Origin of the sequence: Rhizobium sp. CSW-27, from assembly GCF_018760785.1 — a bacterium.
Classification (GTDB): domain Bacteria; phylum Pseudomonadota; class Alphaproteobacteria; order Rhizobiales; family Rhizobiaceae; genus Neorhizobium.
On record NZ_JAHHZO010000021.1, the window covers coordinates 1 to 26,169 of the forward strand.

Below are 26,169 nucleotides of genomic sequence, written 5' to 3' on the forward strand. Positions count from 1 at the left end.
GCAGAGCGCACCGTAACTGGCCTTTGGGACAGGATCGGGAAACTGATTGACCTCGTCGAGCCACAAGAGGCTCGCAACTTCTTCACATCATGTGGTTACGATCCAGCATGAAAGGGAAACGCTCTAGGGTGCCTGCAGAAACAGGGTCCAGCGCTCCTGCTCCAGCGTATCCACCTCGCTGAACCGCGCCTCTACCTGCCCCCTGACCCAGCACTCTCCGGTTCCGCGAATGAGAAAGCGGGACGTGCCGACGCAAAGCGGTACCGATCCCTCCACCACCGCCTGACCGAAGACGTCCTGCGCATAGACATAGACAAAGCGCCCCATGAGCGGCTGGCGAATGACATCGACACAACGGTTGGCACCGATGCTCCACCAGCCTTCGGTCTGGAATTCGCCGTCCTCCTCGTATCCGATTGCGACATTGACAACGTCAAGGGATTGATTACAAACGGAAAATTCGGCACGCGCCGGCAACGCCGCAAGAACGGAGAAAGCTGCAAACCACAACACCAGGGAGAGACAACGGGACGCGCCCGGCGCTCCGCGCGCCCAGGACAAAGTCGCCTTGGTCCAGCGGTGTAAACGCATCGGTAAAAGTCCTCAACAGATCATTACATCGCAACATTCAAATTTCACAAAGCAAGCTACCCTTCGTCACCCAACAAAAAGCCTTTCGATTGCAAAAATAAGCGCCTTGGGCAAGTATAACATCATCCAACGAGAGGAAAAAGCATGCCCAAGTTTTTCGTAGCAGTGGCAACCCTGGTTGCAGCCTCTTCCTTCGCCTGCCTCGCCAATGCCCAGACAGCCGCAAAGGCCGTCACGGAAGGCAAGCCGGCCCAGACGCTTCAGCGTAACGCGAAGGCGCAGAACAATTTCGGACCGACAGCAAAGGCCGGTATCGACTACCAGACCACGAGCGCTGTTGAAGACGCGCCCAAGCCGCGCAAGATCACCCTGCCGCTTCCCCCGACCATCGGCGCCTTCCGCTGAGACAGTCGCACTCTATCCGCCACTGCAAAGCGGCACCCGGACTGGCGTCGGCAAGAGGGACGACCTCAAGAGCCTGCCGGTCCCGGCCGCCTGACGAAACAGGGCGCCCCCTCTCGCAGAACTGTCCCGCAGACAGGCGGGGTCCCGCGTTCAGCAATACCCGCGATCACTGATCCATGGTCCAGCTGCGCGCCGTGCAGGATTTTCCGGCACGGCGCGCAGCTGGAAGGCTTGATTATGCCGCGCCGCTGGGCTCTAGTTTGGACACAAAGTCGTCGGGGAGTCTCATGAAGCTGTTTTTCTGTTTCGCGGCAGTTATTTTTGGCGTGTGCGGATGTACATCCGCGCCCAGAATCGCATCGCCTGCCCCGCAGCTTGTCGGGCCGACCCCTTCACAGCCTGGAAACTGCTTCTTTCGCAGCCCGGACGGACGGATATACATAGCCGCCTGCCCGTGACATCAGTTTCCGGCAGGAGATGTCATAATCACTCCTCGTCTTCATCGTCCATGCCGCCCGTCGCTTCAACCACATAGGAGGCATAGGCATCATGCAGATCTTCATAGGTCGCAAGATTGCCCTCGGAAAAAGCTCTCGACAGCGGAATTTCGTGAAACTCCATCGGCCTGTCCACGCGCCCTTCAAGAGAGTCTGAGATGGAACGAGCAAGAGAAACTTCCAGATCCGCGACTTCTTTGTCCGTGGCGGCGTAGGTCTCCAGCAAAATTTTCAGCCGCAGTGCAGCAGATCGCAGCTTTTCGGGATCTATGGTTTCCATTTACGGGCCTTCTATATCATTCAGGCGCTCGGGTGCGCTCCAGTCATTCCTGTTGGTTACGAGCCACTGCTCTGCCCCGCCTCTCTTCTTTACTCGCCCGTCCAACTCGCTGGTCGGAGCGACCTTGGATACGAAGACATTGGCGTTTTCTTTGGGCGTTATCTTGTAAACATTATACCGATTGGACTCGCACGCAATGGGAAGCCCGAAATACTCGTGCAGTGGCATTCCTGACGCTTGGGCACGGGCAAGCTCCCGCGTCGTTGTAAAGTAGGGAGTTCCCGCACTGACGCCCCTTGAATCCACTGGGACGATCTTGATCAGGGGCTCGGTTGCTCGACGTAATTTTGGCGGCGAGGTCGATGACGCCAGCATTTCGAAGGCTCGTGCGCGAGCCTCACGATAATTGGACTGGTGAAATTCGGCTAGATCATTGATCATGACCCGTCCTTCAGCGGTCTTGAGAAACGCGATTGCCTGCCGGCGCGACATGCCGTGCGCGGTAAAGGTTCTGAAGTTTTCGGCGGCGTCCTTATCTGACTCACTCTGCAAAACCGTACGCTTTTTGCTCGATGCATCTACGTGATAGGCTCCCAAATCAACCACAGGTTCATCCCGTGGGCGCCGCGGCTCCACCTGTCTCTGTGGCGTCTTCTGCGGGCTTGGCTTGCGATCGGGGTGCCCTCCCGCCTTTCCGACACCTCGGGTAGGAGTCTGCGTCTTCAGCAGGCGGCTGAGAATCCCTTCCGCAATCAGCGTCGCGATCGCCCCTGCCAGCAGACGTGCCGAGGGCTTCAGATCCTCCAGGGAGCCGGCATTGCGGACATCGCGGATGACGGTCACCAGGGTTTCCAGCGCCTGAATGACGTCGCCGGACAGGCAGAAGAGGTCAAAGGCGAGGATCGCCAGGTTGAGGCCGGGCACAAAATGAGCCCCTACCCAGGCAACGACGCCGATTGCCAGCAGCTCCACCCTGCCATCAACCGCATTCTTGAAGGCCAGCAGCATTTCGCCCTGCAGATGATCCGGCACCATTTCGAGAACGAGAACCATCCTCTCCTGCAGGCTGTCGGGGAGATGCGGTCGAGGCGCGGAAAGCGAAGCTGGGCGGACGGCGACGGGCCGGTCCTGTGCTGCGGCAAAGGCCAGCGTGACCTCCGGCACGACTGCAAGTGCGAGGCTGCCCCCCGAGACGGCACGCGTCAATTGCTCGATCATCCCCGCCCGGTCCGAATATTGCAGTGCGACGGGATCGAAGCCCCACCGCCTCAAATATGGCCGCAGGAGCTGGTCGGCATGCGGGCGCGTCAGAAACAGTTCAAGCACGGCAAGCGCGCGTAGCCGGTCCCTGATGACGAGCTCGCGAGACTGCACGCCGAAGGCGGAGGGCGGTCCGATCAGCAGGCTCTCCCGCCCCGTACTGAGAGAAATGATGTCGGCGGCCGAGCGCGTCAACGCATCACCTCATGATCGGCGACTGGACACCTTCGGGCCGCGACCGCGGCATGCCACCGTGCCGGCGCAAGACCGCTCATCGAGGAGGCACCTTGGCTGACATTTCCTGATAGGCTTCCGAGAAATAGAGAAGGAAAACGTCCAGCATTCCGTTTGCATGCGCTTCGGTCTTCGCCTCCCAGCGCGCCACGAAGATCTCCCAGGCCTTTGCCTTCCTGTTGGCGAAGGTCGATTGCGTGATCTTGGATTCAATCGCCTCGGGTGACAGGTCCTCGAGCAGGCGCGCCAGTGCGCGCTGCATGGCGGCGTAGGTCGCCATTTCGTGGCCCTTCAGATCGGCGAATGCCTCCTGGAACGCCCGCGGTCCATCCAGATAGCCCGGGCGCCCGCGCGACAGCATGGCTTCCAGGGCCTCCACCGGATCCGGCAGAAACTTCATCGGATTGTTGTCGCGCGCACCGATCATCGTGCGGCTGCTTGTACGGACCATGGCCTTGGCGGAGGCACGCGCGCGCAGCAACTGGGCGACCTGGTCCGTGATCATGGCAAGCAACATGCCGATTTCACGCATGATCTCGTTCGGGCTGCGATTGCCCAGCGCATGGGCCGGCAGGCGGGCACCCTCTCGAAATGCAGCAAGAAGCGATTCATCCTGGCCCCCTCGAGGAGGGCGTTCCGCCGGAGCCTGTGCAAGCGGCACCGCGCCGAAGGCATGCGGCATATTCTCCCCGGCGCCGGGCACAGCCACCCCGCCCGCATAGGGGCCGGCACCGGCGCCGGACAGTGACGGAAACTCCGGCAGGCCGGCCCCCGGCGGCAGAACCGCCCTTGCCTGCGGTGATACCATCGGCTGGGCGACCGGAATGGCAAGATGCGACCCGACAAAATCCGGCCCGTCGGCGATCTGCGCCGCATCCGCGGCAAAAAGGCGCTTGTCCATGGGAGGCGAAGCGATCGCCGACGGAGCCCCCCATATGTCCTCGTCCTCCGGCACCGGGGGAACCGGAGCGCTACCAGCCGTCGCCGGGTATCCCCAGGCTTGCGACACCAACTCCACCGGCGACGCAATGGAAACCGAAACGACGTAGGCACCGATCACCAGCGTGTCCCCATGGGCCAGACGATGGGGGCTTTTCATGCGCTGCTGTGCCCCGTTCAGAAACGTCCCGTTGCGCGAAACGTCGTAGAGCACATAGGCATCGCCTTCGGGCACGATCTCACAGTGGCGACCCGAAATGAACAGCTGCGGATCGGGCAAGACCCAGTCCCGGGGGGCCTCGCGGCCAATTTCGAATCTCTGCCCGGTGGAAGAATAGCTCAAAGGACCACCATCCGGCAGCCTGTCGACGTTGGTGATCCGGAGCGTAATGCTGTCCATTCCAATGCCTCTTCTACAATCCTGATTGAAAACAGACAGGCACACTATAGGCAAGGACGGTTTTCGTACAACATCATGACCTTAGGTATGCAAATGGCAAATAATCCAGGAACGTGAAATTGTTATGCATGCGATGCTACTACAAAACAAAACTGCATTGAATAGATGTTGACTCCAGATTTGAAGCCGAAGAGGATAAAATAGCGACAAAGCGGAGATTGATGATGACCATTATGCCGCGGCAGGACAATCGAGCGGCAGTCCTTACGACGCCCGGAGAAGATGATTATCTCGTCGTTTCGCGGTTTGACGGTTCGGAGGCGGTCAGCGAGCTGTTCGAATACCGCATCGAGGCGGCCAGCATTCATGCAGACATCGATTTTGATGATTTTCTCGGCAAGAATATTACGCTGACACTCAAGAGCATCAATGGCGCCGAGCGCCATTTTGACGGTATCCTCACCGAATCCCAGTGGCTTGGCGTCCGCGGACAGTTCCACGTCTACCGGTTGGTCCTGCGCCCCTGGCTCTGGCTGTTATCCTACCGGACCGATTGCTTCATATTCCATAACCGGACCGTTCCGGACATTGTGAGGCAGGTCTTCGCGCGGCACTCGTTCGCATCCTTCGAGGATCGGACGGGCGGGACCTATCCGGTCCTCGAATACTGCGTCCAGTACCGTGAGAGCGACCTCGCCTTCGTCTGCCGGCTGCTTGAGGAATCCGGCATCAGCTTTTTCTTCGAGCACGAGCAGGGGCAGCACAAGCTGATCCTGGTGGACAACAACAGCAAGTACGATCCCGCTCCCGGAGAAAGCCGCAGTTACATTCCGCTGGCCGGGCAGGATCGCCGGACAGAGGAGTGCTTCAATCACTGGATTCCGGAGCGTCGCTTCACATCCGGCCGCGCCACGTTGCGTGACTACAACTTCAAGACGCCGAAGGCGCAGATGGAAGCGGTGTTTGCCGGCACCGGCAGCTATGAGCACGCCGACCAGGAAATCTATGACTATCCCGGCCGCTACGAGAAGCAACCGGACGGGCGATCGGTATCGAGCTTACGGCTGCAGGCTGAAGAGGCGCAGGATAAACGGTGCCTTGCGACCGGCAATTGCGTGACGATCTTTCCCGGATCGACCGTCAACCTGAACGGACATCCGATTTCAGGCTATAACAAGGAATATGTGGTGTTGCGCAGCCAGCACACATTCGTGTCGCAAAGCTATCGCTCGGGCGGCGCCGCGACGGGTGAGGACAGCTATGAGGGGCAGTACGAACTGCTCTCCAGCGAGATTCCCTTCCGCCCCGCGGCCATCACCCGCAAGCCGCTTGTCCATGGTCCCCAGACCGCTTTCGTGGTTGGCGCGGACGGAGAGGAAATAGACTGCGATGAATATGGCCGGATCCTGGTGCGCTTCCACTGGGACCGCAAGAACGACCAGTCGATGCGTTGCCGCGTCGCCCAGACCTGGGCGTCCCGGCGCTGGGGCGGCATGATCATTCCGCGCATCGGCATGGAGGTTGTCGTCGAGTTCCTGGAGGGAGATCCAGACCGGCCGTTGGTCACCGGCTGCGTGTACAACGGTGACAGCATGCCCCCCTACACGCTGCCGCAGTTCAAGACCCGGTCGACCCTCATGTCGGACAGCCACAAGGGCACGGGCTTCAACGAATTCCGCTTCGAGGATGAGAGGGACGAGGAAGAGGTTTTCCTGCATGCGCAGAAATATCTGAATGCCATCGTCCTCGACAATGAAACCTGGAAGATCGGCGGCAATCGCGACGTCAACATCACGAAATCTGCATCCCAGAGCATTGGCGGCGACAAGGACATGACCGTGAGCGGCAGCCATCGCGAAGTGGTGGACAAGGAGCGTCACGTGACCATCGGCGCCTCCCATTACAGCAAGATTGGCGGCGCCGAGCATGTTCAGATTGCCGATGATCAGATCCTGGAGGTGGGCGGCGCCATGCATGCGAGCAGCGGCGGCGACATGCGCATCGAAGCCGGCGGCAAGGGGCACACCAAGATCGCTTCGAACTATTTCCTCGACGCAGGCAAACAGATCGTGATCGAGGCCGGCCTGTCGATCTGCCTCAAGGTGGGCGGCAACTTCATCTCCATCACGCCGGCGGGAATCCAGATCGAGGGCACGATGGTTCGTGTCAATTGTGGAGGCAGCCCCTCCAGCGGCAGCCCGGTGTCCCGGAAAAAGCTGGAGCGCCCCAAGGCCTATGCCGGCCCCCATGCCACGCGTTATCCGCGCTCAAGCCAGAAATAGGCAGAAGAACAGGAACCAAAACGAGGCCAGGACATGGGCAAACCAGCGGCACGTCTCTCGGATTATCACCTCTGCCCAATGGTTGATCCGGGACCAAAGCCCCATATCGGTGGGCCGATCCTTCCGGCGTGCTCGACCAATATTCTGATCGGCAATCTGCCGGCCGCGAGGGTGACCGACAAGGCCCTGTGCATTGGTCCCCCCGATACGATCATCCAGGGATCGCCGACGGTCTTCTTCAACAATCTGATGGCGGCGCGGATGGGGGACGGGACCGCCCATGGCGGCGTCATCATCATGGGCCAGATGAATGTGCTGATTGGCGAGCGCGGCGGCGGGGCCGGCTTCAAGATGACGTGGGAGGCGCTGAAATCCGCCGCCGCCGCCGGATATGCCTTCATCAAGGGGGAACCGTTCGCAGAAAGCGAGACAGTGACAGATGCAACGGAACCGGCGTCAAGACAGGCCCTGCAGCAGAGAGCCGCACAACTGGCCGACGCACGCGCCATGGCAATGCTTGCCGCCGCGGCCTATGAGGGAGAGGATGCGCCGCTTCCTCCCAATACGCGTCGTGCAACGCTGAAGGATCTGGAGGCCCTTGGGCTGTACAAACCAGCAACAGGCGCATACGAAACGCGCCTCCCCAATTCCGACTTTCGCGCCGATGTCTTTGTTCATACGGACCCGGAGACCGCGAAAGAAAGCTATACGATCGCGTTCAAAGGCACGACAACTTTGGAGGACTGGTGGCATAACCTGATTCAAGGTAATGGTTTTGATTCTCGTTACTACAACCAGGCAGCCCGCATTGCGACGCGCGTCTCCAATCGTGTACCCGGAAATGTGCGTTTCACCGGCCACTCCCTCGGCGGGGGACTTGCATCGGCGGCGGCGGTCGCCAGCGGGGAACCGGCGATAACCTTTAACGCCGCGGGTTTGCATCCAAGCACTCAGGCGCGAGTCGGCAAAATATCTGCCCCTGTGGATGCATGGTTCCATGAATTAGATCCCCTCAGCCAGTTTCAGGACAATAATCCAGGGATTGCGCCCTCTGCCTATGGCACGCGCCATCCCGTCGCGGCCGCGCCATTGTGGACCAGCGAGGAAACTGCGATGGTTTCGGCGCATGTCGACCGAGAAAACTGGATACCGGATTTTGTGGAGCGTGCGTATGGAACAGTTGAAGCGGAAATTGCTCGCTATCAGCGCCTAAGATCACTGGATGAAGTGCCTGCACTTTTTCTTCCACCTGGATTTTCTGCTGCAAGTGAACTTGGGCGGCAACGTCGCCTTCACTCTATGGACAAAATGCAGGATTCTCTTGCGCGTGAAGCAGAGCGGGTCAGTGCTGAATTGGCGCAGGAGCCCGTCAGATGAAATCATCCTACCGAGGAACGCGCATAGCCTTGCTACTCTCATTGTTGACATTGTCAGGCTATGAATTCCGATCGAGCGCCGGATCTACGGAAAAAGGAATGAAGAACGTGACTGAATGGATAATGCCGAGTTCTGCTGCGGCAGCAAACACGAGACCCGAGATTTTCGATAGCATTCTGAGCGAAGATCGGGCGGCGATCGAAAAGCTCCTCAACAACGGAGAGAGTCTTGAGGTCAGGGATGGCTTCGGCGTGACACCCGTTCTAGCAGCTGCCCTGATCGACGACTGGAGCACGGTCGAATACTTCCTGATCCGCGGCGCAGATCCCAGTGTCGCCGATGATGAGGGCTTTACGCTCGCCTTTCTGTCTCAGAAATCCCGCGTCGATCTCGACGGCCGCTATGGCCAAGCCCTCGTTCGGGTTCGCGCAATGCTTTCCGAACTTCACCTGCTGGATACCGTCCTCTCGCCGCAACAGGTGAGAGACCTTCAGCAAAAAGGAGCCTGGCCGCCGGCGACCAAAGGTCGTTAGATCCATCGCCACGGCCGCTCGAAACAGGACCGCATCCATGATGGAGCAAATCCTTTCGGCACTTGATTCCCTGGAAGGACGCAAGTTTGCGGTCATCGACGGGGCGCATTTCGATGACTTGCCGTCATCCCTCCTGGGGTTGAACCTCCCCCTCAACCCATTGTACCAGGAGGAGGCAGATCCGGATCTGCAGGCGCTCGGACCTTTTCTTGTGCCTCTCAGGGACCGCCTTGTTGCAAGACAGTTACATGCACTCGCCGACGGACGGCCCGCACTTGTCTGGTGGTCATGGCCCGATGAGGGAGAGCAAAGCGGGGACGCCGTGTACCGGCATGTCCGTTCGCTCAACCTGGTCGAAGTTCCAACGGACACGCCGGAAGGCGTCCAGCACGACGGTGACGACCATCTGAAACGGGCCCCGATAGCACCCGGCCCGCACCATCACTGCGATCATACGGCCCATGTCCACGGAGAGGAAACGGTACCGGCGCCTCGACAACTCTACGAACCGGCCTTCTTGCGTCATGCCGATCCGAAAGTGATGGCGGCGCTCCTTCCACTGCTGAATGCACAGCAGGTTTCACGTCTGTTCGGGCAGGCTGGCGGTATCGTGCTTGAGTGTCCGGCTTCCGGTGGCATCCGGTGCTTTGCCCGTCCCGGACATCTGCCGCCGACACCGCAGGGCATGCTCCGGATTCTCCCTCCACAATATGCGCGTTTGGCCCCCATCGGTGAACGGAGCCTCTGTAGTCGAGGCCACCACTGAACTGCAGGCATTTGCGCCAACCGGAATTCAACGCCTGTTGCCTGCGATGAGCGTCAGGATTGCCGTGCGATAGTTCTCGAATTCCGGTGATGCCGGGACTTCGACGCGGGCCGGGGAAACGGCGCGCCGCATCATCTTCTGATCAGCCCAGTTCTTGACATAGGCGGCATTTTTGCCGGTGAGGAAAGGGTTTGCCTGGATGACCTGGTTGCCGAGCAGGGTTTCAAGCGGCTCTTCGTCTTGGGCGGATAGCACCGCTCTGGCGCCCTCGGGACCGAGAAAATGCGCAAGATAAAGGCGCCCGGCTGTCGCCGGTTGCCCCCCGGCCTCAAGAAAGGACCTGTTCTCGCGCGCCAGATTGGCCACCATCTCGCGTGAAAGAGTCGGATCGAGCCGAAGCGCCAGAATCTGCTGGCGATCCAGTGACTGCGCCAGATCGGGACGGTGCGTCGTCATCATGCGCATCCAGGTCGCCTCGATGAACTGACCGAGGCCAAGGGCCGTGGACAACGGGTTTTTGGCAGTCGCATCCCCGGCGCTTTCGACGCGAACGATCTGGTCGACGAGTGCCTCGACCGCCTGATCTCCCTTGTCCGCGAAGGCTATCGCGTCCTGGAGCGGATCGATGGGCTTGCCGCCGGCATAAAGCTCGAAGTGAAGATGTGGCCCGGCCGATTGCCCGGAGGTGCCCACATAACCGATCAGATCGCCTGCCTTGACCTGCTGCCCGACCGTGAGTCCAGGGGCAAAGCCGCTCAGATGCGCGTAACCGGTCGCCCTGTCGCGATCATGCTCGATCTTCACGTAATTGCCCAGCGTGCCGGCGTCGCCGACCGCGACAACCCGTCCCGCGTAAGCCGCACGAACCGGCGTTCCGACCGGCGCCGCCCAGTCAACTCCCTCATGCATCAGCACCTTGTGAAGGATGGGGTGACGGCGCGGGCCGAACGTCGCGGTCATCACACCCGCCACCGGCGTCACCATGCCGTTCAGGGCACCGTGCTTGCCCGCCCCGACATCTCCAAGACAACTGAAGTCACCGGCATGCGCAGGCCGGAACACGAAGCAGTGCATGGCAGTCTCGGGTCCGTCCACACCGACATACAGCACGCGACTCTGCCCGCCTGCGCCCGCTCGGGCATCATCGGCATAGAGCAGCGTCAGACTGTCCTCGACTGAGGCGAACCGGCCGAGATCATGCGCGCGCGCGAGATGCATGATGGCTTCACCGATGACGACCGAGGAAATTCCGTTGCGCAGGCCGACGGAATAGATGCCATCCAGCAGCCGGTATCGTCTCTCCTGGCTGGGCGGCGAAGCGTCGTCCAGCAGTCGCAACAGATTCTGGGCCAGCCAGGGATCGGCAGCGGAGACGAATTGCCCCGCTCCATCCAAGGCAAAGGCTGCAAGAAAGGAATCGGCCTGATAAATCGCAAGCTGCACAAGACGATGTGACGGCTGCGCAGGGTCACCTGCGAGGTGACGCATGGCTACGATAGCACCGGCCGGAAGGGTTTCGAGACCGGCAGCAGCCCGAATTCCCACTGAGAGCTGCTGAGCGTCTGCATCCGACAGGCCACTCCCTTTCAGGAAGGCCGTCACCGGTGTGGCCATTACCACCCGGTGAATGTCATCCTGCGTGGAAACCTTCCGCAGCGTTTCGGCAATCAGACTGATGCTGGAGACGTTGTTTTCCACCATGGTCTTGCGAAAGCTGGCATCGGCCCCCTCAAGACCGGCGGAGGTGATGTCGCTCCATCCACCACCTCGCGTTTCCTGGGCCTGCGAAGGATTATCGGCGGTGTTGGCAGGTGCGGTGCGTGTGGCTGGATCGCCACCGTTCAGCGGCATGGACGGCGCCATGGCCGCCGCTCGCTGAGCCTGGAAAAATGCAAAATCCTGCGGCGTCGAGGGAATGGAGGCCATAAGCCGCTGACTTGTCGGCAGAATCGTCTCGTGAAGCAGGCTGATGGGACCCGTAACACCGGAATCCCTGAATTCCCCAGGCACTTCCGGTATGACAATAACCGATCGGCCACCATTGGATGCAAGTTCGATCCGCAGCGGATCGCCTGGCAGATCGATCAGGGAAGGTGCGAGGGTGGGCACGGGCGCAGCAATGTTGTCACTGGGGGTGGGGGCCATCGGGACGGACGTCTGACGATAGAACCATACTGCGAGGCAGACGCCGGCAAACGTTAGGCCCGCGACAGCCATGGCCATGCGCCGTCGCCATCGACGCCGCCGCCTTGCACGCGCTTCGGTCTGCTTTCTTTGCCGGAAGCTGTCATCAATCTTGTGCATCTTGAACAACAACACCGTTGGAACAGCCCGGCATGCCGCATCTCCAGGAACATTCCCGCATCAGCGGTACGCACCCGGAAGACTAAATTTCTTAAGCTTTTCAAGAGCAGGAGCCGGCTTTCCCGCCGTGGCGGACACCGTTGCATTGCCTGTCCCGGAGCGCGCGTTCTTGCCCGGCGCGGACTTGCCGGCAGCCGTGGCATCGCCGCCCGACGGTTTCGGCTTTGAGGGCGCGGATTTGCAAATCACCACCGGTTCACTCTGCAATCTTGCCACCAGGCCTTCCGTAGGTTCAAGTTCATCCGGCTGCGCCTTCTTTTGCGAGTAATACCGCAACAATGCCTTAGCCGATCTGGAGCCCCAGTTGCCGTCGACCCCACCGACATAGCAGCCGAGCCGGCTGAGTTCCTTCTGCGCTGCCATCGCCATCCGCGTCTGTTGCTCCGGATCGGGCAGAATTGCCGGTGCAGGGGGTGGAAGGTCCACGGCATCTGGCGCCGGCGGCGCGAGCAATATCGTTGCCGGCTGCCGGTCCGGTGCAAGTGCAGCAAGCTCCATGCTGCCACTCTCAGGCCCAGAGTTCTCCGGAACCGGACCAACATTATCGAGCCTCTCCTCAAGCGGCCGGGCAACGGGTGCCGTGGCCTCGCCTGCGATGGCGCCGGAGGCATCCGGCATCGGATTTGCACCAGAGTCCGAAGCCGCATCGACCTGCCGCGGCACCGGTGTCTGCGCCGGTTCAGGCGATGCAGAGGCGGGCTCGACGGGGACGATCGAAGGCTCGGCCCTTCGCCCCTCCTCAAGAGACGCGGCAGACTTTGCCGGATCTTCAACGGAAGGCAGGGGAACAGGCGTGGAGAAAGGAACCGCCGGAGCACCCCTGTCCGGAGGAAGAGCGGCCAGTTCCTGCCGTTCGGGCGTCGCATCCCCCACCGAAGCACCTGCATTGTCGGAGGACGGGACGTCGGAAGGCGCCCTCTCATCGTCATCCGCCCCCTGAACCAGCAGTCGTGCCGGACCATCTGCCATCACCTGTGCAGCCGGTTCGACATCGGCAGCAGCCGGGGCGGTCGGTGCGGCGGAAGTCGTCGCAGGTACCGGATCGATCCCGCCTGCCGGTTTGTCCGGCACCGGGGATGTCGCCGGGCTCGTCGTCGGTGGGGCGCTCTCCACTCGGGCGACGACAATCGCGCCCTCCGCTGCCGGCAGCGGTGTTTCATTGGCGACTCGGGAATTCGGCTCATGGCCAGACGCGGCAGGCTCGGCAGTCACAGGCAGTGTCTGTTCGGCCGGAAAGCCTGGCGGCTGCCCGGTCGCCGAGGTCGGATCATCGTCGGCCTCGGTGGCGGCCAGGATCTGCAAGCCGGGCCTTGCCCTCTCGACCGGCACGTTTTCAAGAGCAGGCGTAGGCTCCGGAGGGGCGGGCTCGGGTTGGGGCGGGACAACTGTCGCGACCTCCGGCACAGGAACAGGAGCCTCTTCCGATAACGCAGGACCATTCCGTGCGGGAGGGACCGCCTCAGGTTGGGCTGGCTCGCCGGCACGGTCAACGACATCCACAGCCACCCCTTGCGACGCCAGAGGTTCAGTCGCCGCCGCCTGCGGCGCATCGCTGCCAGGCGCTGGTCCTGCCTCATCCGCCTCGGCCGGTTCGATGCGCAAGGAAGCGACCTCAGCCCCGCTGGCCTCCTCCCCCTCCACGATCTTCAGCCCGCGAAAGCTCTTCTTGAACTTTTCGAGAAAGGCGGGATTGGCCTTGGCGAAGGCCTGCAACTCCGCGAGCTCCTCTTCCGTCCATTCCGCGCTTTCCTCTTCGGGGGCCGGCTTGAAGTAGAATTGCGATCGCAGCGAGGACTGGTCCCAGGGCGTTTGCCGGTGAAGGGTCTTCTCCTCCACCATGTTGCGGACATTGATCATCATGTCCGAAATGCTCTGCCCTTCCTCAGGGATCTGTGCAGCAAGTGCCAGACTGAACGGGCTGTTATCGCCCTTTCCGTCCGCCGTCACATTGCCCGGCTGGGTGGCAAAGGCGACAAAAAGCCCGCTGCCTGTCTCGATCTGTGCCAGACCTTCGGATCCACGCTCGGCGCGAGCCGATTGCGGGATCGGATTGTCCCGGCATGCATCGAGAAAGACGATGGTCTGGCGATCCCGGACGGAAAGCTGCGTGATAAGATCGTCAAGAGACATGGTCTCTTGCGTGATCTTCTTCCGGTCCTTCAGGGCCGCATCGGTGGGCACCAGATAGTTGCGGCCATTCAACTGGAAGCCATGGCCGGCGAAGTAGAACAAGATTGTGCTGGCTCCCTTCGCCTTGCCGATCGCCTCCTTGACCGCAGCTTCGAAGCCCCGGCGGGAAACATCCGTCTTCTCGACAACGTCAAAACCCACATCGCGCAGAGCCTTCGCAACAAGAGCAGCATCACGAACGGAGTTCTTCAGCTTCGGCACATTGCGATAGTTGGCATTGCCCACGACAAGGGCCACCCTGCCCTCTGCCGGATCAACCGCAGCGGACGCAGGAGAAAAATGAAGCCCAGCCTGTGTCGACACAACAGCAAAAGCCAACATTATCCTGAATAGAACCGAGGCCAGTTTCCGCAGGCGACACATATTCGCTCTTCAGCAAGATTAGCGCATATCAATTCATAACAGCAATACGTTGCCAAATCCAGACAACAACCCGGAAAGACCAGCCTGCGCAGGAGATCCGGACCGTCACTCGAGTTGCCTGCCCCTCCCGGACACCAACCACCCAGGTCACGCAAAGCTATAGACGAATTCCTCCTGCTGGACGTCCAGCGACACAAGACCGGGCGAGGAACCTGCCATCATCCTTTGCAGAAGCTCCCGGGCAAGTTCCGGCAGGATCCGGTTCATGATGATGTTCTCGATCATCCGGCCGCCCGAATCGGGCTCGTTGCACCGGGAAACGATGTGGCTGACCGCCGCCGGGGTGTACTCGAAGCGGGCGGAGTAGTTGTCACGAATCCGGTTGGCCACATGCTTCAGCTGCAGGCCGACGATTTGCGCCATCATCTGGTCGGACAAGGGAACATAGGGGATGACCACGATGCGACCAAGCAGGGCCGGAGGGAAGACGGAGAGCAGATAAGGCCGCAATGCCTGGGCAAGCACATCGGCATCCACCTCCTTCCTTCCATGGTCCGTCATCTCCATGATGGCTTCCGTGCCGACGTTGGAGGTCAGAATGATCAACGTGTTCTTGAAGTCGATCATTCGGCCGGAGCCGTCTTCCATCCGCCCCTTGTCGAAGACCTGAAAGAACAGTTCGTGGACATCCGGATGCGCCTTCTCGACCTCATCGAGAAGCACGGCGCTGTAGGGTTTGCGCCGAACGGCCTCGGTCAGGCGTCCGCCTTCACCGTAGCCCACATAACCGGGAGGGGCGCCCTTCAGCAGAGAAACCGAATGGGCCTCCTGGAACTCGGACATATTGATGGTGATGATATTCTGCTCGCCGCCGTAGATGGCCTCGGCCAGCGCGAGAGCGGTTTCCGTCTTGCCGACGCCGGAAGGACCGCAGAGCATGAAGACACCGATCGGCTTGCCGGGATTGTCCAGCCCGGCGCGGTTGATGGCGATGCGCTTCGAGATCATCTCGATGCCATGGCTCTGGCCAATCACCCGCTTTCCCAACATGCCGGGCAGATCAAGAATCGACTGGATCTCATCCCGGACCATGCGTCCGACCGGAATGCCGGTCCAGGCAGACACGACCGCAGCCACGGCTTGTTCGTCGACGTGCGGATAGACCATCCGGTCATCCGGATTAAGCGCATCGAGCTGACCGGCAAGCGCCTTCAACCGTTCATCAAGAGCATAGATTCCAGAATCGGCGCCGTCCGTGGTGCCGTCTGCCTGTTCGCTTCGGGAAGCACTGCCGGGCGGATCGGAAATCTGTCGCGCCTTGCGCGCCTCCACAATGTCATCAACGATTGCCTTCTCCCGCAGATAGGCGGCCTGCTTGGCCGCCAGCAGGTCGCTTCTGTCTGCGATATAGCCCTCCAGTTCGCTGACACGGGCGGGATCCTGTTCGCCAAGCTCCTGATCCGCCTGCAGCGATGCGAGTTCCTTCTCTGCGGCCTGAATGGCGACCCGCAGATCCTCGATCGCCGCGGGCGTACCTGTCTGGCTGATGGCAACGCGGGCACAGGCCGTATCGAGCAGGCTGACGGCCTTGTCAGGAAGCTGGCGGGCAGGAATGTAGCGTACGGACAATTCCACGGCCGCAACCAGAGCCGCATTGGAAATGCGCACTCCGTGATGTCTTTCCATCGAGCCGAGGATACCTCGCAGCATGTGGCAGCACTTTTCCACCGTCGGCTCCTGCACCTGAACGGGCTGGAAGCGCCGGGTCAGCGCCGGATCCTTTTCAAAGTGCTGCCTGTATTCCGACCAGGTCGTCGCGCCGATGGTCCGCAGCGTTCCACGCGCCAGCGCCGGCTTCAATAGGTTTGCCGCATCGCCTGTTCCCTGGGCACCGCCAGCACCGATCAATGTATGCGCTTCATCGATGAACAGAATGATCGGCGTGGGTGACGACTGGACTTCGTCGATCACTGACCGCAGTCTCTGCTCGAACTCGCCCTTCATCGAAGCGCCGGCCTGCATCAGTCCGATATCAAGCGCCAGCAATTGCACATGACGCAGAAGCGGCGGAACATCGCCCGCGACGATCCGTTGGGCAAACCCTTCCACGACGGCTGTCTTTCCGACCCCGGCTTCGCCCGTCAGGATGGGATTGTTCTGACGGCGGCGCGACAGGACATCGATGATCTGCCGGATTTCCTCATCGCGCCCCACGACCGGGTCGAGCTTGCCCGAAGCAGCCTGAGCAGTCATGTCCACCGTGAAGCGTGCAAGCGCCGTCGTTCCCCTGGCTCCCGCCTCACCGCTGGCAGAGCCGGGGCCGGTCCCGACGCCCGATCCATCCATAGGACGTGCATCGCATTCGGCGGAACCATCGCAGAACGCGTTGAATTCGGCGATAATCCGTTCCGGATCAAGCTTGGCAAACAGGGGCGAGTGGCTGACCAGGGCGCGCTGCACGTCGCGTTCCTTCAAGCCTGCGACGAGCAGATGTCCTGTCCTGATCTGAAGCTCGCCGAACTGCAGGGTGGCATAGTGCCAGCCACGATCGAGCATGTCGACAATCTGTGGTGCAATGTTCGGCATGTCTGTCTGGTTCGCGCGGAAACGGGCGACTTCGCCCGCAAGGTCCGTCAGAACGCGCCCTCGATCGATATGCATGTGATCGAGAATGCGTGAAACGTCCGAAGCGTCGTGTTCTATGATGTGCAGCAGCCAGTGCGCCAGTTCGAGATTCCTGTTTCCGGCCGACTTGGCATGGCGCAATGCCTTGATGAAAGCCTCGTAACCCAGCGCGTTAAGCTTGCCGGTCACAGTCTCCAGACTTATGTCGCTCATGATGCCCCCGCTTGTCCCTGTCCGGTTCCCGGGCCCCTGCCCTGGAGAGGTTGAAATCCTTCCTGCATCCGCTCCGCCGCGCATCCTGGTGCCGCGTACCGCCACGGCCGGGCGCATGCATCACAAGGTCGGTGTCAGGCGAGCGTCGAAGTAATCCTCGTCCGGCAGGTTGCCCGGGTGCACCGGGAGCCAGGACGTCCAGCCAATCTGTCCTTGCCGGCCGAGGCAGATGCGCGGAGCAAGCGCAGCGGGAATACCCAGTTCCACTTCGACCTCCTGACGGTACCCACAAAAAAAGAAGATCGCTTCCGCGAGATGGCGCGCATTGCGCTGCCCCGGAAGAAAGCTCTCGTAATCCTTCCGGTTTCGGCAGCGGATGCGGATACGGACCTTGTCTGCGATACTGTGCAGCCGCCGCCCCAGGAAAGCGTTGACGCCGATCACCGCACGCGATGTGCCGAGCCGCATGACATCCTGTTCCTCGAATGCCAGCCAATTGCCGATCCATTGATGCACTTCAACTTCAACGCCGAAGTGACCGCGCAAAAACTGCTCGAGACCGCGGGCTGTCTTCACCTGGATGTTGATCAGTCCCGCGAAGGGAATCTTGGCCACGTCAGGCAGGCTTCCGATCTCCTGCAATGCCGGGCTTGCGATACCTTCGAAGCTTGCCAGAAAGGCAAGAAATCGGTCCTTATCGGGCCGTTCGGACTGGCCGATCGGACGGGCGTCCGCCCAGGCTCGGTAGAACAGCTGCAGAAAGCGGGTCGTCAGGATGTCAACGAAGCGAGCAAAAGCCGGGTCTCGCGACATCCACTGATGGGCCTCCTCCGTGAGGTGCAGCGGAAGAGCCCCCTGGGGACCAAACATGCCCAGAAAACGTGTATGCAGACGGGGCGTGCCCGATGCCGTTTCCGACAAAGCCAGGATATCTGCGGCGGGAAAGGCCACATAAGGATCCTGAACCGGAACGACAACCTCCTCGGCAAGGGTGGAACTGTCGCCAATACGCGGCTTGCCCGGCGTCTCCCGCTCCATCTGGCGCAGCACCTGATAGAAATTGAAGCGGTGCGGTTGCGCCTTCAGATCGTCAAGCAGGCTCATAACAGCGCCCTCCGGCCGATCTGGGGGGGCCATCTCTTGATAAGCCCCCTCTGCCTGGAGAGAATGACTGTTTCGGCAAAGATGTTGAGTGTCGCATATTCGGTGAAAAAGCGGCTGAGCACCAGGCCAAAGAGAAACAGGCCCTGACCTTCAAAAGCGTTTTCATCCAGGGTGACCGCGATCTCCAGCCCACGGGCAGCATCGTAACGGGCGCCCTGCCGGATCTTCCGCACGACCGGTCGAACGGCCACATCGAGAATGCCGCGGATCTGGCGCTCGATCGAAGGATTGCCACTATCGGCGAAAACCATCAGCAGTTCCTGAAGGGCACTGGCCCGATCTCTGTCTGGCCGCGGCGACAAGCCCAGATGATTGAATTGCAGAAGACTGATCAGTTTCCAGAGAATGGCCCCGGAATGCTCTTCACCCTTGCCACGCTTGTCGCCCATCAGCAGGGATTCGCGCGGCGGCGTCGGCCCGGCAATGCAATCAAGGTGAATGGATGCATCTTCGACCAGAAAGAAATCGGGGGAACCCCGACGCACCGGCAACTGATCCGTCAGATGACGGTTCGTGACCAGCGCACGAACGGACAGGGTGCGGGCACTTTCGCCGTTTCTTCCTCCCCTTGGTTCCCGCAGCGAGATGAAGGTCTCTGATCCGATATAGGGACTGCGCGACCCGGATCGGCGTTCCTTTTCGGTCCTTCGTCGCTCGCGGCGCCGTGTCGAGTAATGCAGCGCATGCGCAAATGGCGTCCCCTCCGTCGGAGCCGAATACAAGGGGAAGACCGGAACCTTCTCCTTGCTCCTCGGATACTGGGCGCTTACCCGCAGCACCCGATAGACCTCGTATTCCAGTTTGTGGCTGGGATCGGGAATGATCGCGTGCTCATGATCCTGGGACCGCAGCAAAACTGGGGCGCACTCCATTTCAAAGAGATTGGTCACCGGCGCGGCATACAGCGCGAACCAGTCCCGCTTCGTCACGGATGCAAGTCGGGGAACCGCGGCGGTGAACTGAAACAGCAGGTCGAAGCGATCCGTCCCGATCCGCTTGAGGATCGGGGCAAGCCCGCGGACACGAAAGCCCAGGTACTTGGCGGGAAAGGCAAAGTACTCGCGCAGATGATTGAAGCCTGCAAAGACGCGGTCGTCATGACCGAATAGCGATTCACCCGCAGCAAAGCCGACCGGCTGCAAATCGTCGGGATCAAGGGGCACATAGCATGGGTCACCCAGCGCGTTGAGATATCGGATGCCGATCTGATGCAGCTTCGAAAACAGCTGTTCGTAAAGAAGCACCACATCGGTCATCGGCCCGGCAAGATAGAATGTCAGTGCCTCTGGGATGGCACTGGAAACCCTGCCTAGCCCGCTGCCCTGCTTGTCGCGATTCAGGCACAAGCAGATCTCAAGGCGCAGCCCAGCCGCAACCTCCGGGCCGCAATCCATCCCGAGAGCCTGAATGGGAGCGGCCGTCGCAAAGTAATCCGCATGCTGGATGTCGTAGGGCCAGACAGTGATGTCTGAGACGAGGCGATAACGGCAGGCGACCCGGCGATCCTTTTCCATCAATGTCGTGTCGACATACTGGCCCGCGGCAACAGAAACGCCCCCCAGCAGCACGGGATTGCCGAAATCCGGACGCACCTGCACCAGAGCAAAGGAGGGGGTCGGCGCAAGGAAGCCCGGCAGAAGCTGCTCGATCAATTCCGAAGTGAAGGTCGAAAACTCCGCCTTCAGCTTCAACTGGACCCGTGCCGCAAGGAATGCAGCCCCTTCCAGCAGACCGGAGATCAGAGGATCACCGGCTTCCGCCGTGAGAGAGCCCAATCGCTCCGCCATGCCGGGAAACTCCTCGGCAAATTCCTTGGAGCGCTCATAGAGAATTTTGAGTTCGCGATCATAGAACTCAAGAAACTCCCTGTTCATGCCTGGCCCACGCTTTGCCGAATTGTCGCCTTGCCGGAACTAAGGTCAACCTCAGCCACAAAATCGACCGGAACATTCATCGGCCGGCTCGATATCTCCGCATAGATGGAGAGGCGAAGCCGCTGAGCCGCTTCATCAACGTCCTGAACGCGCTCGACCTGCAAGGTTTCACGCCGGATTCGCGGTTCATAGTCCAGAACCGCGGCAATGATGTTCGCCTCCACCTCAGGCAGTTGCGGATCCTCACTGGTGAGGTGCATGATGTCATAGAGTCCGAAGTTCAGCACGGACTTGGATGCATAGGAAAACTCGTCAAGATCAATGGCTGACTGCAGGTCGATGGTGCTGAAAAGATCGTCAAGATCTCGCATCACCATGTCGCGAACCTGCCCCTCCGTCAGTCCGCGACGCCGAACGGCATCATGCTCCGAAAACGTGCGCTCCGCAGACTCGTCTATGGAACGCGACTTTCGTGAGTCGCTCTTCTCGAACGCATCACGAAAGCTGTGCAATAAGGGCACGCGATAACGCACGTGATCGGCCATGAAGCAGTACCCTCAACCCGTTCTCCTGCTCAGTGTCGTGGGACGGCGAGAATGGCGCTGCCCAGGAGGTCATTCAATTCAGGCCGCCGCGCGGTTCTCCGAAATGTTCCACCCCTGCGGAATGGACGCCCCCGCCGTTCCCTCCTTGTCCTGCTGGGTATAGGTGAGGACATATTCGGCGAAGTTCAGTTCGACATCGACCGTCACCAGATCGCTTCCCACCGCACCGACAATCGTGTGATTGGTGACCAGCACCTGCTTCAGCACGATCTTCACGTATTCGACCGTCGTATCCCCGCCGGCTTTTTCACAGAAGAGGGTGACCTCCGGAATGTGCTTGCCGCTGCAGCAATGCTGCATCAGGGCGGTGTCTGCTTTGCACATGTATTTCGTCAGATGCAGATCACGAACGCTGACACGCCCGGCGCCGGATCCATGACCATGGCCCACGGACGCCTGCTGGTTCATTCCGAAGGCAAAGCTGACAATCTCGATCTGGTCCTCATGACCTTGCTTGCGGGATTCCCCTTTGATGGAATCGATCTTCAGATGCATGTTGGTGGTCATCGATGTTCCTTTCGTGTCGCGCGGCGACGCCGCCCCATCCGCGTATTGGTGAATGCAGCCTAATTTTCCTTGGCAGGAAGCTTCGATACGAGGCTCATGCCGATATTCATGCCCTCCAGCTGAAAATGCGGCTGGATAAAGAAGTTCGCAGAGTAGAAACCCGGGTTTTCGGGATCTTCAAAAACGTCCACCTTGGCACCCGCCAACGGCTTTTGTGCCTTCACGAGAATCGTTGAATTGGTAGGGTCGCCATCGACATAGCGCATGATCCACGTCTGCAAACGGCTTTGCAGCTGATTGCGATCATAGTTTTCACCGATCATGTCGCGAACCATGCACTTCAGGTAATGGGCGAAGCGCGAGCATGCGAACATGTAAGGAAGACGCGCAGACAGGTTCTGCGAAGCAGTCGCCTCGTCCGTGTCCATTTTCTTGGGCCGATACAGCGACTGCGCACCGATAAACACCGCTTTGTCACTGTTTTTGCGATGAATCAGCGGTATCAGCCCGGCCTTTGACAGCTCCGCTTCGCGACGATCGCTGATGGCGATCTCGGTCGGGCACTTCATGTCGACAGAGCCGTCATCTGTCGGAAATGTATGAAGAGGGAGGTTGGCCACTTCGCCGCCGGACTGAACGCCGCGGATTCGAACGGTCCAGCCATATTCCTTGAATGCCCGGTTGATGTTCGCCGCCATGGCATAAGCGGCATTCATCCATGCATATTTGTTTCCGTCATGCCCGTCCGTTTCTTCCTCGAAGGCGAATTCCTCGACCTTGACGGACTTTTCACCGAAAGGTTCCCGCGCCAGAACGCGCGGCAGGCATAAGGCCAGATAGCGGGAATTCTCCGAATCCCGCAGGGAACGCCAGGCAGCATAATCCGGGGCCTCGAAAATTTTCCCGAGATCTCTCGGATTGACCAGATCAGACCACGTATCGAGATTGAGAAGCCCGGGCTCGGCGCTGGCGATGAAGGGGCAATGCGCCGCGGCAGCCACCTTGCCGAGATCACGCAGCAGCGCGACATTGTGCGCCGTGTGATCAAAGTAGTAATCACCGACCAGAGCGCCATACGGATGGCCGCCGAGCTGCCCGAACTCGGCTTCGTAGACCTGCTTGAAGAACGGGCTCTGGTCCCATTTGGCGCCGGAATAACGACGGAACTCACCAAGCAATTCGCTTTTGGACACATTCATGACCTTGATCTTCAGGCCACTGTCGGTTTCCGAATTGCTCGTCAGGTAATGCAGCCCGCGCCAGGCACTTTCGACCGCCTGGAATTCCGGTGCATGCATGATTTCATTGACCTGGGCTGATAACTGCTGGTCCAGGCGAGCAATGATGTCGTTGATCGTATCAAGGACATCATCACTGATCACCTCAGTGTTCGCGAGCGCCTGCTTCGCAAGCGTGGTGATCGCGTTGTCGACTTCCGTCGCCGCCCGTTCCGTCCGCGGTTTGAAACTCTGCTTGAGGAGCGACGCGAACTCGTCCACCCCTTCCAGCTGCTGCGCAACCTTTTGTTGTTCGCCGGCCATTTCGGGCACCATGATTCCCACTCCCTAACCGTTTAGCGAACGGAGTCGCCGGAGCCATCGCTCCCGATGCCATTATCGGAAGAACGCTCGCTGAGTGCCTTCATGAGGTCCGGACTCGACAGCAACTCCCGTAGCTTCGCCTCCGCATCCACACGCCCGTTCATGTATCGCTGCAGATTGCTCAGTTGTTCGCGAGCCTCAAGCAAAACCCGCAATTCCGGAACCTGCCTAGCAATGGCTGCAGGCTCGAAATCAGACATCTTGCGAAACGTCAGACTAACGCCAAATTTTTCCGCACGAGCCTCCGGATCAATCCTGTTCGACACATTCATCGAAACCGCCGGCTCAACGCTGCGCATATAGTCATCGAAATTATCCATATCGACAGGAGAGAATTTTCTCTCCTCCATGCCGGGCTTGTCCACACGCGAGGCATTCCCCGAAAGATCCGACAGAACTCCCATCACGAACGGAAGGCTGACGACTTCCTGCGCATTTCCGGGATTCTGATAGGAAATTTGCACCCTCGGCGGCCTGTTTCTCTTGATGAAATTCTGGCCATTATCGGAACTCATCCCAGCCCCCTTGTGTTTCCATCTTCAGAATAATTCAAATACAAATCGGGAGTCAAACAGCAATTTCGCCGTTTTTATCTAGTTTTTATTTTTGAACATTTCCCTGAGAATCTCCGAAAAATCATGCGCCATCAAAGATCTTGCCCTCGAAAGGAGAAGAGGAACAGGACTCGACGGCTCCCGCTGACGAAGAAACACTTCTACTCCCATCATCGCACCAATTGCCTTTTCCCGGTTTCTTATGACGGGATCTCCACTTGAAAATCGCTTCAGTATTCCTCCGTCCTCGTGCGTTATAGGCACCGTCAGCTGTTGCATTCGCTCCATATCGAAGGAAAAACCGGCCGCCTCGTCCACCAGCAACATGGCGGAACCGACGCGGGCCGGCGCCAGTGCCGCAAGCGCCTCCACCAACGGACGCCCAATCAGTCGTTTTGCCTGATGAACAAGGATAAGGGCGGGGGAGGAAGGCTCATTTTCAGCGAAATAATCCTCCAATGCCGAAAGCGCCGCCTTTGCCTCCCGATGACTGGCAATTGGGAAGGCCTCACTGGACATTGACGCCTTGGGCAGGCTGGGCACCGCAGCTTCCGCCGAAACAGCGGGAACATCATCTTCAATGGACGCCGTGCCTGACTGATCAGATGCAGTTCCGGCCGGAACGTGATCGGCCAGCATCTTGCCGATGGCCTCAAGCACAGCGACCAAGGGCGCCATGACCGGTACGTGCTCGAGATCTCCCTCGTTGATGAACCTGCTACGAATGGCATCAAGGAGACCAATGCAGCGCTCCACGCATCGAAAGGTCTCGATCACGCTCGCCTGATGCTCTGACGAAGACAGCACCTCCTTCAGTGCCGGGGGTTCAATCACCGTCTCTCCCGCCGAAGCCATTTCCGGCTTTTGCACCAGTTGCCCTGTCCTCAGGGACACGTAACCAACGCGCCTGTCCTTGAGAAGCACGCTGTAGGTCAGCGGCATCAGGACTTTGGAACGATCATTCAGACCTTCAAGCACCTGCCTTCTGAAACTTCCTCCGTCCCCGTCAGGCTGCGGATGAACCTCGAGCCAAAAAGTTGCCAGCAGGCGCTCGATCAGCTCTACACAATCGGTAAACCCGGAAAGCGTGCCCGCAACGGCATGAAACTGTGCGCGCAAAACCGCCAGACGCAAATCCCTTGAGCGATCGAGAAGCGCGACAATTTCCTCGTCTTCGCGCTCCAGATCTATCACAGAACGATCAAAGACTTTCCCTGTCGTAAGATCCACGAAACGCTCGGGAAGCCTGCTTTCTGCCGCGATCACGTAATTGAAGTACTCGGCATCGCCGGACGCATCAAGATCCGGGCCGCAAGCGAAGTCGGACGAGACTGGCAAAAGGAATGACGACAGCTCCATCCGGGCACCCACCGGCCCTACTCTACATTCAGCTTAAGCTCGACCCGCCGGTTTTCCGGACTGAACGGATCAGAATTGCGAGGTGCACTTTCACCCAGGCCAACGCCGTGCAGTCGGTCAAGAGGAACATTCTTCTGCATCAGATACTCAATGACGGCGTTTGCACGACTCACCGACAGAGACATGTTGTAAGCGTCACGCCCGCGTGCGTCTGTGTGCCCCTCGACATTGAATCGCGCAGCACGCAACCGGCTATCCTGCAGCGCTGCGGCGATAACATCGAGATTGCGTCGCGCTTCATCACTGAGATTGGCAGAATCAAGGTCAAAAGTAAGCATCATATCGAAACCCTTCACAGCAGGCTTCGATGCCGCGCACTCCTCCTTGGTACCAACACAAATTGCCCGACTCAACCCGAGGTCAACCTGCTGAACAAGAAAGTTGACCACTTCATCCTGGGAATAATTCGCGCCCGAAGACGATTGAGCAAATCCAACGGAGTCAACTGCAAGACTTGCGAAAAACGCAATGGATAGACATCTAAAGTACATATCATCACCTCGTGTCTTTACCTGACGCCATTAAATCATGAAACCAATGGAAAATAAACGATAAACCTACCCTTTTTGGCCATTTTCGATCAGCTTCAAAGCCGATGATATACTGCTCAACGTCAACTCCATGACAAGATCGTCGTTTGAGATGGTCTTTGCCTTGATCCTGAGTGTCGATCCGGATTTCAGACTGCTGATGAACTCCTGATCACCGGGAAGATCGGCATAGCTGCCATTCTCATCGGCACTGACAATAGGAATGGTTCTCCTTTTCCCGTCATCGACCCAGACATCGATGCCTGGCGGAATTTGCACGCCGTGCGGAAGCGCAACTCTTCCTTGCAGTCGCCCGCCAACACCGCGTTCGAAGGATACGGAAACCAGCCTTTGTCGCGTCTGCGTCACGCTCAACGTCTGTTGAGCGCGGCAACGCAGTTCGCCGGCCGGGTTGGCATTGCTGCAGGTCACGATCCAGGCCGGCATCTGCGCTGGCTCGGACGTTTGGGCTGCCACAGGCGAAGATGCGCGAACATTCTTGCTGTCCTGCGCAATGGCGAGGCCTGTCACCGCGACATCCATCCCAAGGCTCAGGCCGGCCGCGACTGCAAGGCAGGCTGTTGTTCTCATGTTCG

At 59.6% G+C, this 26,169-nt stretch carries 21 protein-coding genes and 1 pseudogene; 6 read left to right on the plus strand and 16 right to left on the minus strand.

What is annotated here, in order from left to right; all coding sequences use genetic code 11:
- Positions 1–111 (plus strand): annotated as a pseudogene (locus tag KLP42_RS24395) (IS630 family transposase); the annotation flags it as partial.
- Positions 112–123: 12 nt separating this feature from the next.
- Here the strand turns inward: KLP42_RS24395 and KLP42_RS24400 are convergent.
- Complete coding sequence (locus tag KLP42_RS24400; RefSeq protein ID WP_215570479.1) at positions 124–591, minus strand: DUF1036 domain-containing protein; 468 nt, start codon at positions 589–591, stop codon at positions 124–126.
- Positions 592–735: 144 nt separating this feature from the next.
- Here KLP42_RS24400 and KLP42_RS24405 point away from each other — a divergent pair, with 144 nt between their 5' ends.
- The gene (locus KLP42_RS24405; protein ID WP_215570481.1) at positions 736–996 is read left to right on the plus strand and encodes a hypothetical protein; all 261 of its coding nucleotides are present in this window, start codon (positions 736–738) and stop codon (positions 994–996) included.
- A 486-nt stretch (positions 997–1,482) separates the two neighbouring features.
- On the opposite strand, the gene KLP42_RS24410 is transcribed toward KLP42_RS24405, so the two are convergent.
- From KLP42_RS24410 to tagH, 3 genes are all read right to left on the minus strand, one after another.
- Entirely contained in the window at positions 1,483–1,773 is a 291-nt protein-coding gene (locus KLP42_RS24410) for a hypothetical protein (protein WP_215570483.1), read from the minus strand.
- Entirely contained in the window at positions 1,774–3,228 is a 1,455-nt protein-coding gene (locus tag KLP42_RS24415) for a hypothetical protein (RefSeq protein WP_215570485.1), read from the minus strand.
- 76 nt (positions 3,229–3,304) lie between these two features.
- A complete protein-coding gene (gene tagH, locus KLP42_RS24420) occupies positions 3,305–4,606 on the minus strand; it encodes a type VI secretion system-associated FHA domain protein TagH (RefSeq protein ID WP_215570487.1) in 1,302 nt (433 codons plus the stop codon).
- 221 nt (positions 4,607–4,827) lie between these two features.
- On the opposite strand from tagH, the gene KLP42_RS24425 reads away from it, so the two are divergent.
- From KLP42_RS24425 to KLP42_RS24440, 4 genes are read left to right on the plus strand one after another with little or no spacing between them, the layout of a single operon-like run.
- Positions 4,828–6,888 carry a type VI secretion system Vgr family protein gene (locus KLP42_RS24425; RefSeq protein ID WP_215570489.1) on the plus strand — a complete coding sequence of 687 codons (2,061 nt, stop codon included), beginning with the start codon at positions 4,828–4,830 and terminating at the stop codon, positions 6,886–6,888.
- Positions 6,889–6,921: 33 nt separating this feature from the next.
- Positions 6,922–8,265, plus strand: a complete 1,344-nt coding sequence (locus tag KLP42_RS24430; protein ID WP_215570490.1) for a Tle-like phospholipase domain-containing protein — start codon at positions 6,922–6,924, stop codon at positions 8,263–8,265.
- Positions 8,262–8,798, plus strand: coding sequence for an ankyrin repeat domain-containing protein (locus KLP42_RS24435; RefSeq protein ID WP_215570492.1), 537 nt, complete (start codon positions 8,262–8,264; stop codon positions 8,796–8,798). Before KLP42_RS24430 ends, KLP42_RS24435 begins: the two co-directional genes overlap by 4 nt.
- 37 nt (positions 8,799–8,835) lie before the next feature.
- Positions 8,836–9,564: a DUF4123 domain-containing protein gene (locus tag KLP42_RS24440; RefSeq protein WP_215570495.1), complete on the plus strand. Its 729-nt coding sequence runs from the start codon at positions 8,836–8,838 to the stop codon at positions 9,562–9,564.
- A 27-nt stretch (positions 9,565–9,591) separates the two neighbouring features.
- Here the strand turns inward: KLP42_RS24440 and KLP42_RS24445 are convergent, their stop codons facing one another.
- The 12 genes from KLP42_RS24445 to KLP42_RS24500 form a co-directional block, all read right to left on the minus strand.
- A complete protein-coding gene (locus tag KLP42_RS24445; RefSeq protein WP_215570497.1) occupies positions 9,592–11,883 on the minus strand; it encodes a peptidoglycan DD-metalloendopeptidase family protein in 2,292 nt (763 codons plus the stop codon).
- A gap of 45 nt (positions 11,884–11,928) precedes the next feature.
- Entirely contained in the window at positions 11,929–14,481 is a 2,553-nt protein-coding gene (locus KLP42_RS24450; RefSeq protein ID WP_215570499.1) for a caspase family protein, read from the minus strand.
- Between the two features lie 147 nt (positions 14,482–14,628).
- A complete protein-coding gene (gene tssH / locus KLP42_RS24455; protein WP_215570501.1) occupies positions 14,629–17,319 on the minus strand; it encodes a type VI secretion system ATPase TssH in 2,691 nt (896 codons plus the stop codon).
- A gap of 120 nt (positions 17,320–17,439) precedes the next feature.
- A complete protein-coding gene (gene tssG / locus KLP42_RS24460) occupies positions 17,440–18,423 on the minus strand; it encodes a type VI secretion system baseplate subunit TssG (protein ID WP_215570503.1) in 984 nt (327 codons plus the stop codon).
- A complete protein-coding gene (tssF, locus tag KLP42_RS24465; protein ID WP_215570505.1) occupies positions 18,420–20,357 on the minus strand; it encodes a type VI secretion system baseplate subunit TssF in 1,938 nt (645 codons plus the stop codon). Before tssF ends, tssG begins: the two co-directional genes overlap by 4 nt.
- On the minus strand, positions 20,354–20,902 hold the full coding sequence (gene tssE / locus KLP42_RS24470) for a type VI secretion system baseplate subunit TssE (RefSeq protein ID WP_215570507.1): 549 nt from the start codon (positions 20,900–20,902) through the stop codon (positions 20,354–20,356). The genes tssF and tssE overlap by 4 nt, the downstream gene beginning before the upstream one ends.
- Positions 20,903–20,980: 78 nt before the next feature.
- On the minus strand, positions 20,981–21,469 hold the full coding sequence (locus KLP42_RS24475) for an Hcp family type VI secretion system effector (RefSeq protein WP_215570509.1): 489 nt from the start codon (positions 21,467–21,469) through the stop codon (positions 20,981–20,983).
- Between the two features lie 59 nt (positions 21,470–21,528).
- Positions 21,529–23,022 (minus strand): type VI secretion system contractile sheath large subunit, encoded by a 1,494-nt coding sequence (gene tssC / locus KLP42_RS24480; RefSeq protein WP_215570511.1) that lies wholly within the window; start codon positions 23,020–23,022, stop codon positions 21,529–21,531.
- 20 nt (positions 23,023–23,042) lie between these two features.
- Positions 23,043–23,585: a type VI secretion system contractile sheath small subunit gene (gene tssB, locus KLP42_RS24485; RefSeq protein WP_215570514.1), complete on the minus strand. Its 543-nt coding sequence runs from the start codon at positions 23,583–23,585 to the stop codon at positions 23,043–23,045.
- Positions 23,586–23,663: 78 nt separating this feature from the next.
- Positions 23,664–24,983 carry a type VI secretion system protein TssA gene (locus KLP42_RS24490; protein ID WP_215570516.1) on the minus strand — a complete coding sequence of 440 codons (1,320 nt, stop codon included), beginning with the start codon at positions 24,981–24,983 and terminating at the stop codon, positions 23,664–23,666.
- 17 nt (positions 24,984–25,000) lie between these two features.
- Positions 25,001–25,534 (minus strand): OmpA family protein, encoded by a 534-nt coding sequence (locus KLP42_RS24495; protein WP_215570518.1) that lies wholly within the window; start codon positions 25,532–25,534, stop codon positions 25,001–25,003.
- Positions 25,535–25,600: 66 nt separating this feature from the next.
- Positions 25,601–26,164, minus strand: coding sequence for an invasion associated locus B family protein (locus KLP42_RS24500; protein WP_215570520.1), 564 nt, complete (start codon positions 26,162–26,164; stop codon positions 25,601–25,603).
- Between the last annotated feature and the right edge of the window lie 5 nt (positions 26,165–26,169).

What these genes read in the sequence shown, in the direction of transcription:
- tssG (WP_215570503.1), bottom strand. Translation starts at nt 18,423, where the DNA reads ATGAGCCTGCTTGACGATCTGAAGGCGCAACCGCACCGCTTCAATTTC.
- tssB (WP_215570514.1), bottom strand. Translation starts at nt 23,585, where the DNA reads ATGAGTTCCGATAATGGCCAGAATTTCATCAAGAGAAACAGGCCGCCG.
- KLP42_RS24450 (WP_215570499.1), bottom strand. Translation starts at nt 14,481, where the DNA reads ATGTGTCGCCTGCGGAAACTGGCCTCGGTTCTATTCAGGATAATGTTG.
- tagH (WP_215570487.1), bottom strand. Translation starts at nt 4,606, where the DNA reads ATGGACAGCATTACGCTCCGGATCACCAACGTCGACAGGCTGCCGGAT.
- tssH (WP_215570501.1), bottom strand. Translation starts at nt 17,319, where the DNA reads ATGAGCGACATAAGTCTGGAGACTGTGACCGGCAAGCTTAACGCGCTG.
- KLP42_RS24495 (WP_215570518.1), bottom strand. Translation starts at nt 25,534, where the DNA reads ATGTACTTTAGATGTCTATCCATTGCGTTTTTCGCAAGTCTTGCAGTT.
- tssC (WP_215570511.1), bottom strand. Translation starts at nt 23,022, where the DNA reads ATGGTGCCCGAAATGGCCGGCGAACAACAAAAGGTTGCGCAGCAGCTG.
- KLP42_RS24440 (WP_215570495.1), top strand. Translation starts at nt 8,836, where the DNA reads ATGATGGAGCAAATCCTTTCGGCACTTGATTCCCTGGAAGGACGCAAG.
- KLP42_RS24500 (WP_215570520.1), bottom strand. Translation starts at nt 26,164, where the DNA reads ATGAGAACAACAGCCTGCCTTGCAGTCGCGGCCGGCCTGAGCCTTGGG.
- KLP42_RS24490 (WP_215570516.1), bottom strand. Translation starts at nt 24,983, where the DNA reads ATGGAGCTGTCGTCATTCCTTTTGCCAGTCTCGTCCGACTTCGCTTGC.
- KLP42_RS24475 (WP_215570509.1), bottom strand. Translation starts at nt 21,469, where the DNA reads ATGACCACCAACATGCATCTGAAGATCGATTCCATCAAAGGGGAATCC.
- KLP42_RS24405 (WP_215570481.1), top strand. Translation starts at nt 736, where the DNA reads ATGCCCAAGTTTTTCGTAGCAGTGGCAACCCTGGTTGCAGCCTCTTCC.
- KLP42_RS24410 (WP_215570483.1), bottom strand. Translation starts at nt 1,773, where the DNA reads ATGGAAACCATAGATCCCGAAAAGCTGCGATCTGCTGCACTGCGGCTG.
- KLP42_RS24435 (WP_215570492.1), top strand. Translation starts at nt 8,262, where the DNA reads ATGAAATCATCCTACCGAGGAACGCGCATAGCCTTGCTACTCTCATTG.
- KLP42_RS24400 (WP_215570479.1), bottom strand. Translation starts at nt 591, where the DNA reads ATGCGTTTACACCGCTGGACCAAGGCGACTTTGTCCTGGGCGCGCGGA.
- KLP42_RS24425 (WP_215570489.1), top strand. Translation starts at nt 4,828, where the DNA reads ATGATGACCATTATGCCGCGGCAGGACAATCGAGCGGCAGTCCTTACG.
- tssF (WP_215570505.1), bottom strand. Translation starts at nt 20,357, where the DNA reads ATGAACAGGGAGTTTCTTGAGTTCTATGATCGCGAACTCAAAATTCTC.
- tssE (WP_215570507.1), bottom strand. Translation starts at nt 20,902, where the DNA reads ATGGCCGATCACGTGCGTTATCGCGTGCCCTTATTGCACAGCTTTCGT.
- KLP42_RS24430 (WP_215570490.1), top strand. Translation starts at nt 6,922, where the DNA reads ATGGGCAAACCAGCGGCACGTCTCTCGGATTATCACCTCTGCCCAATG.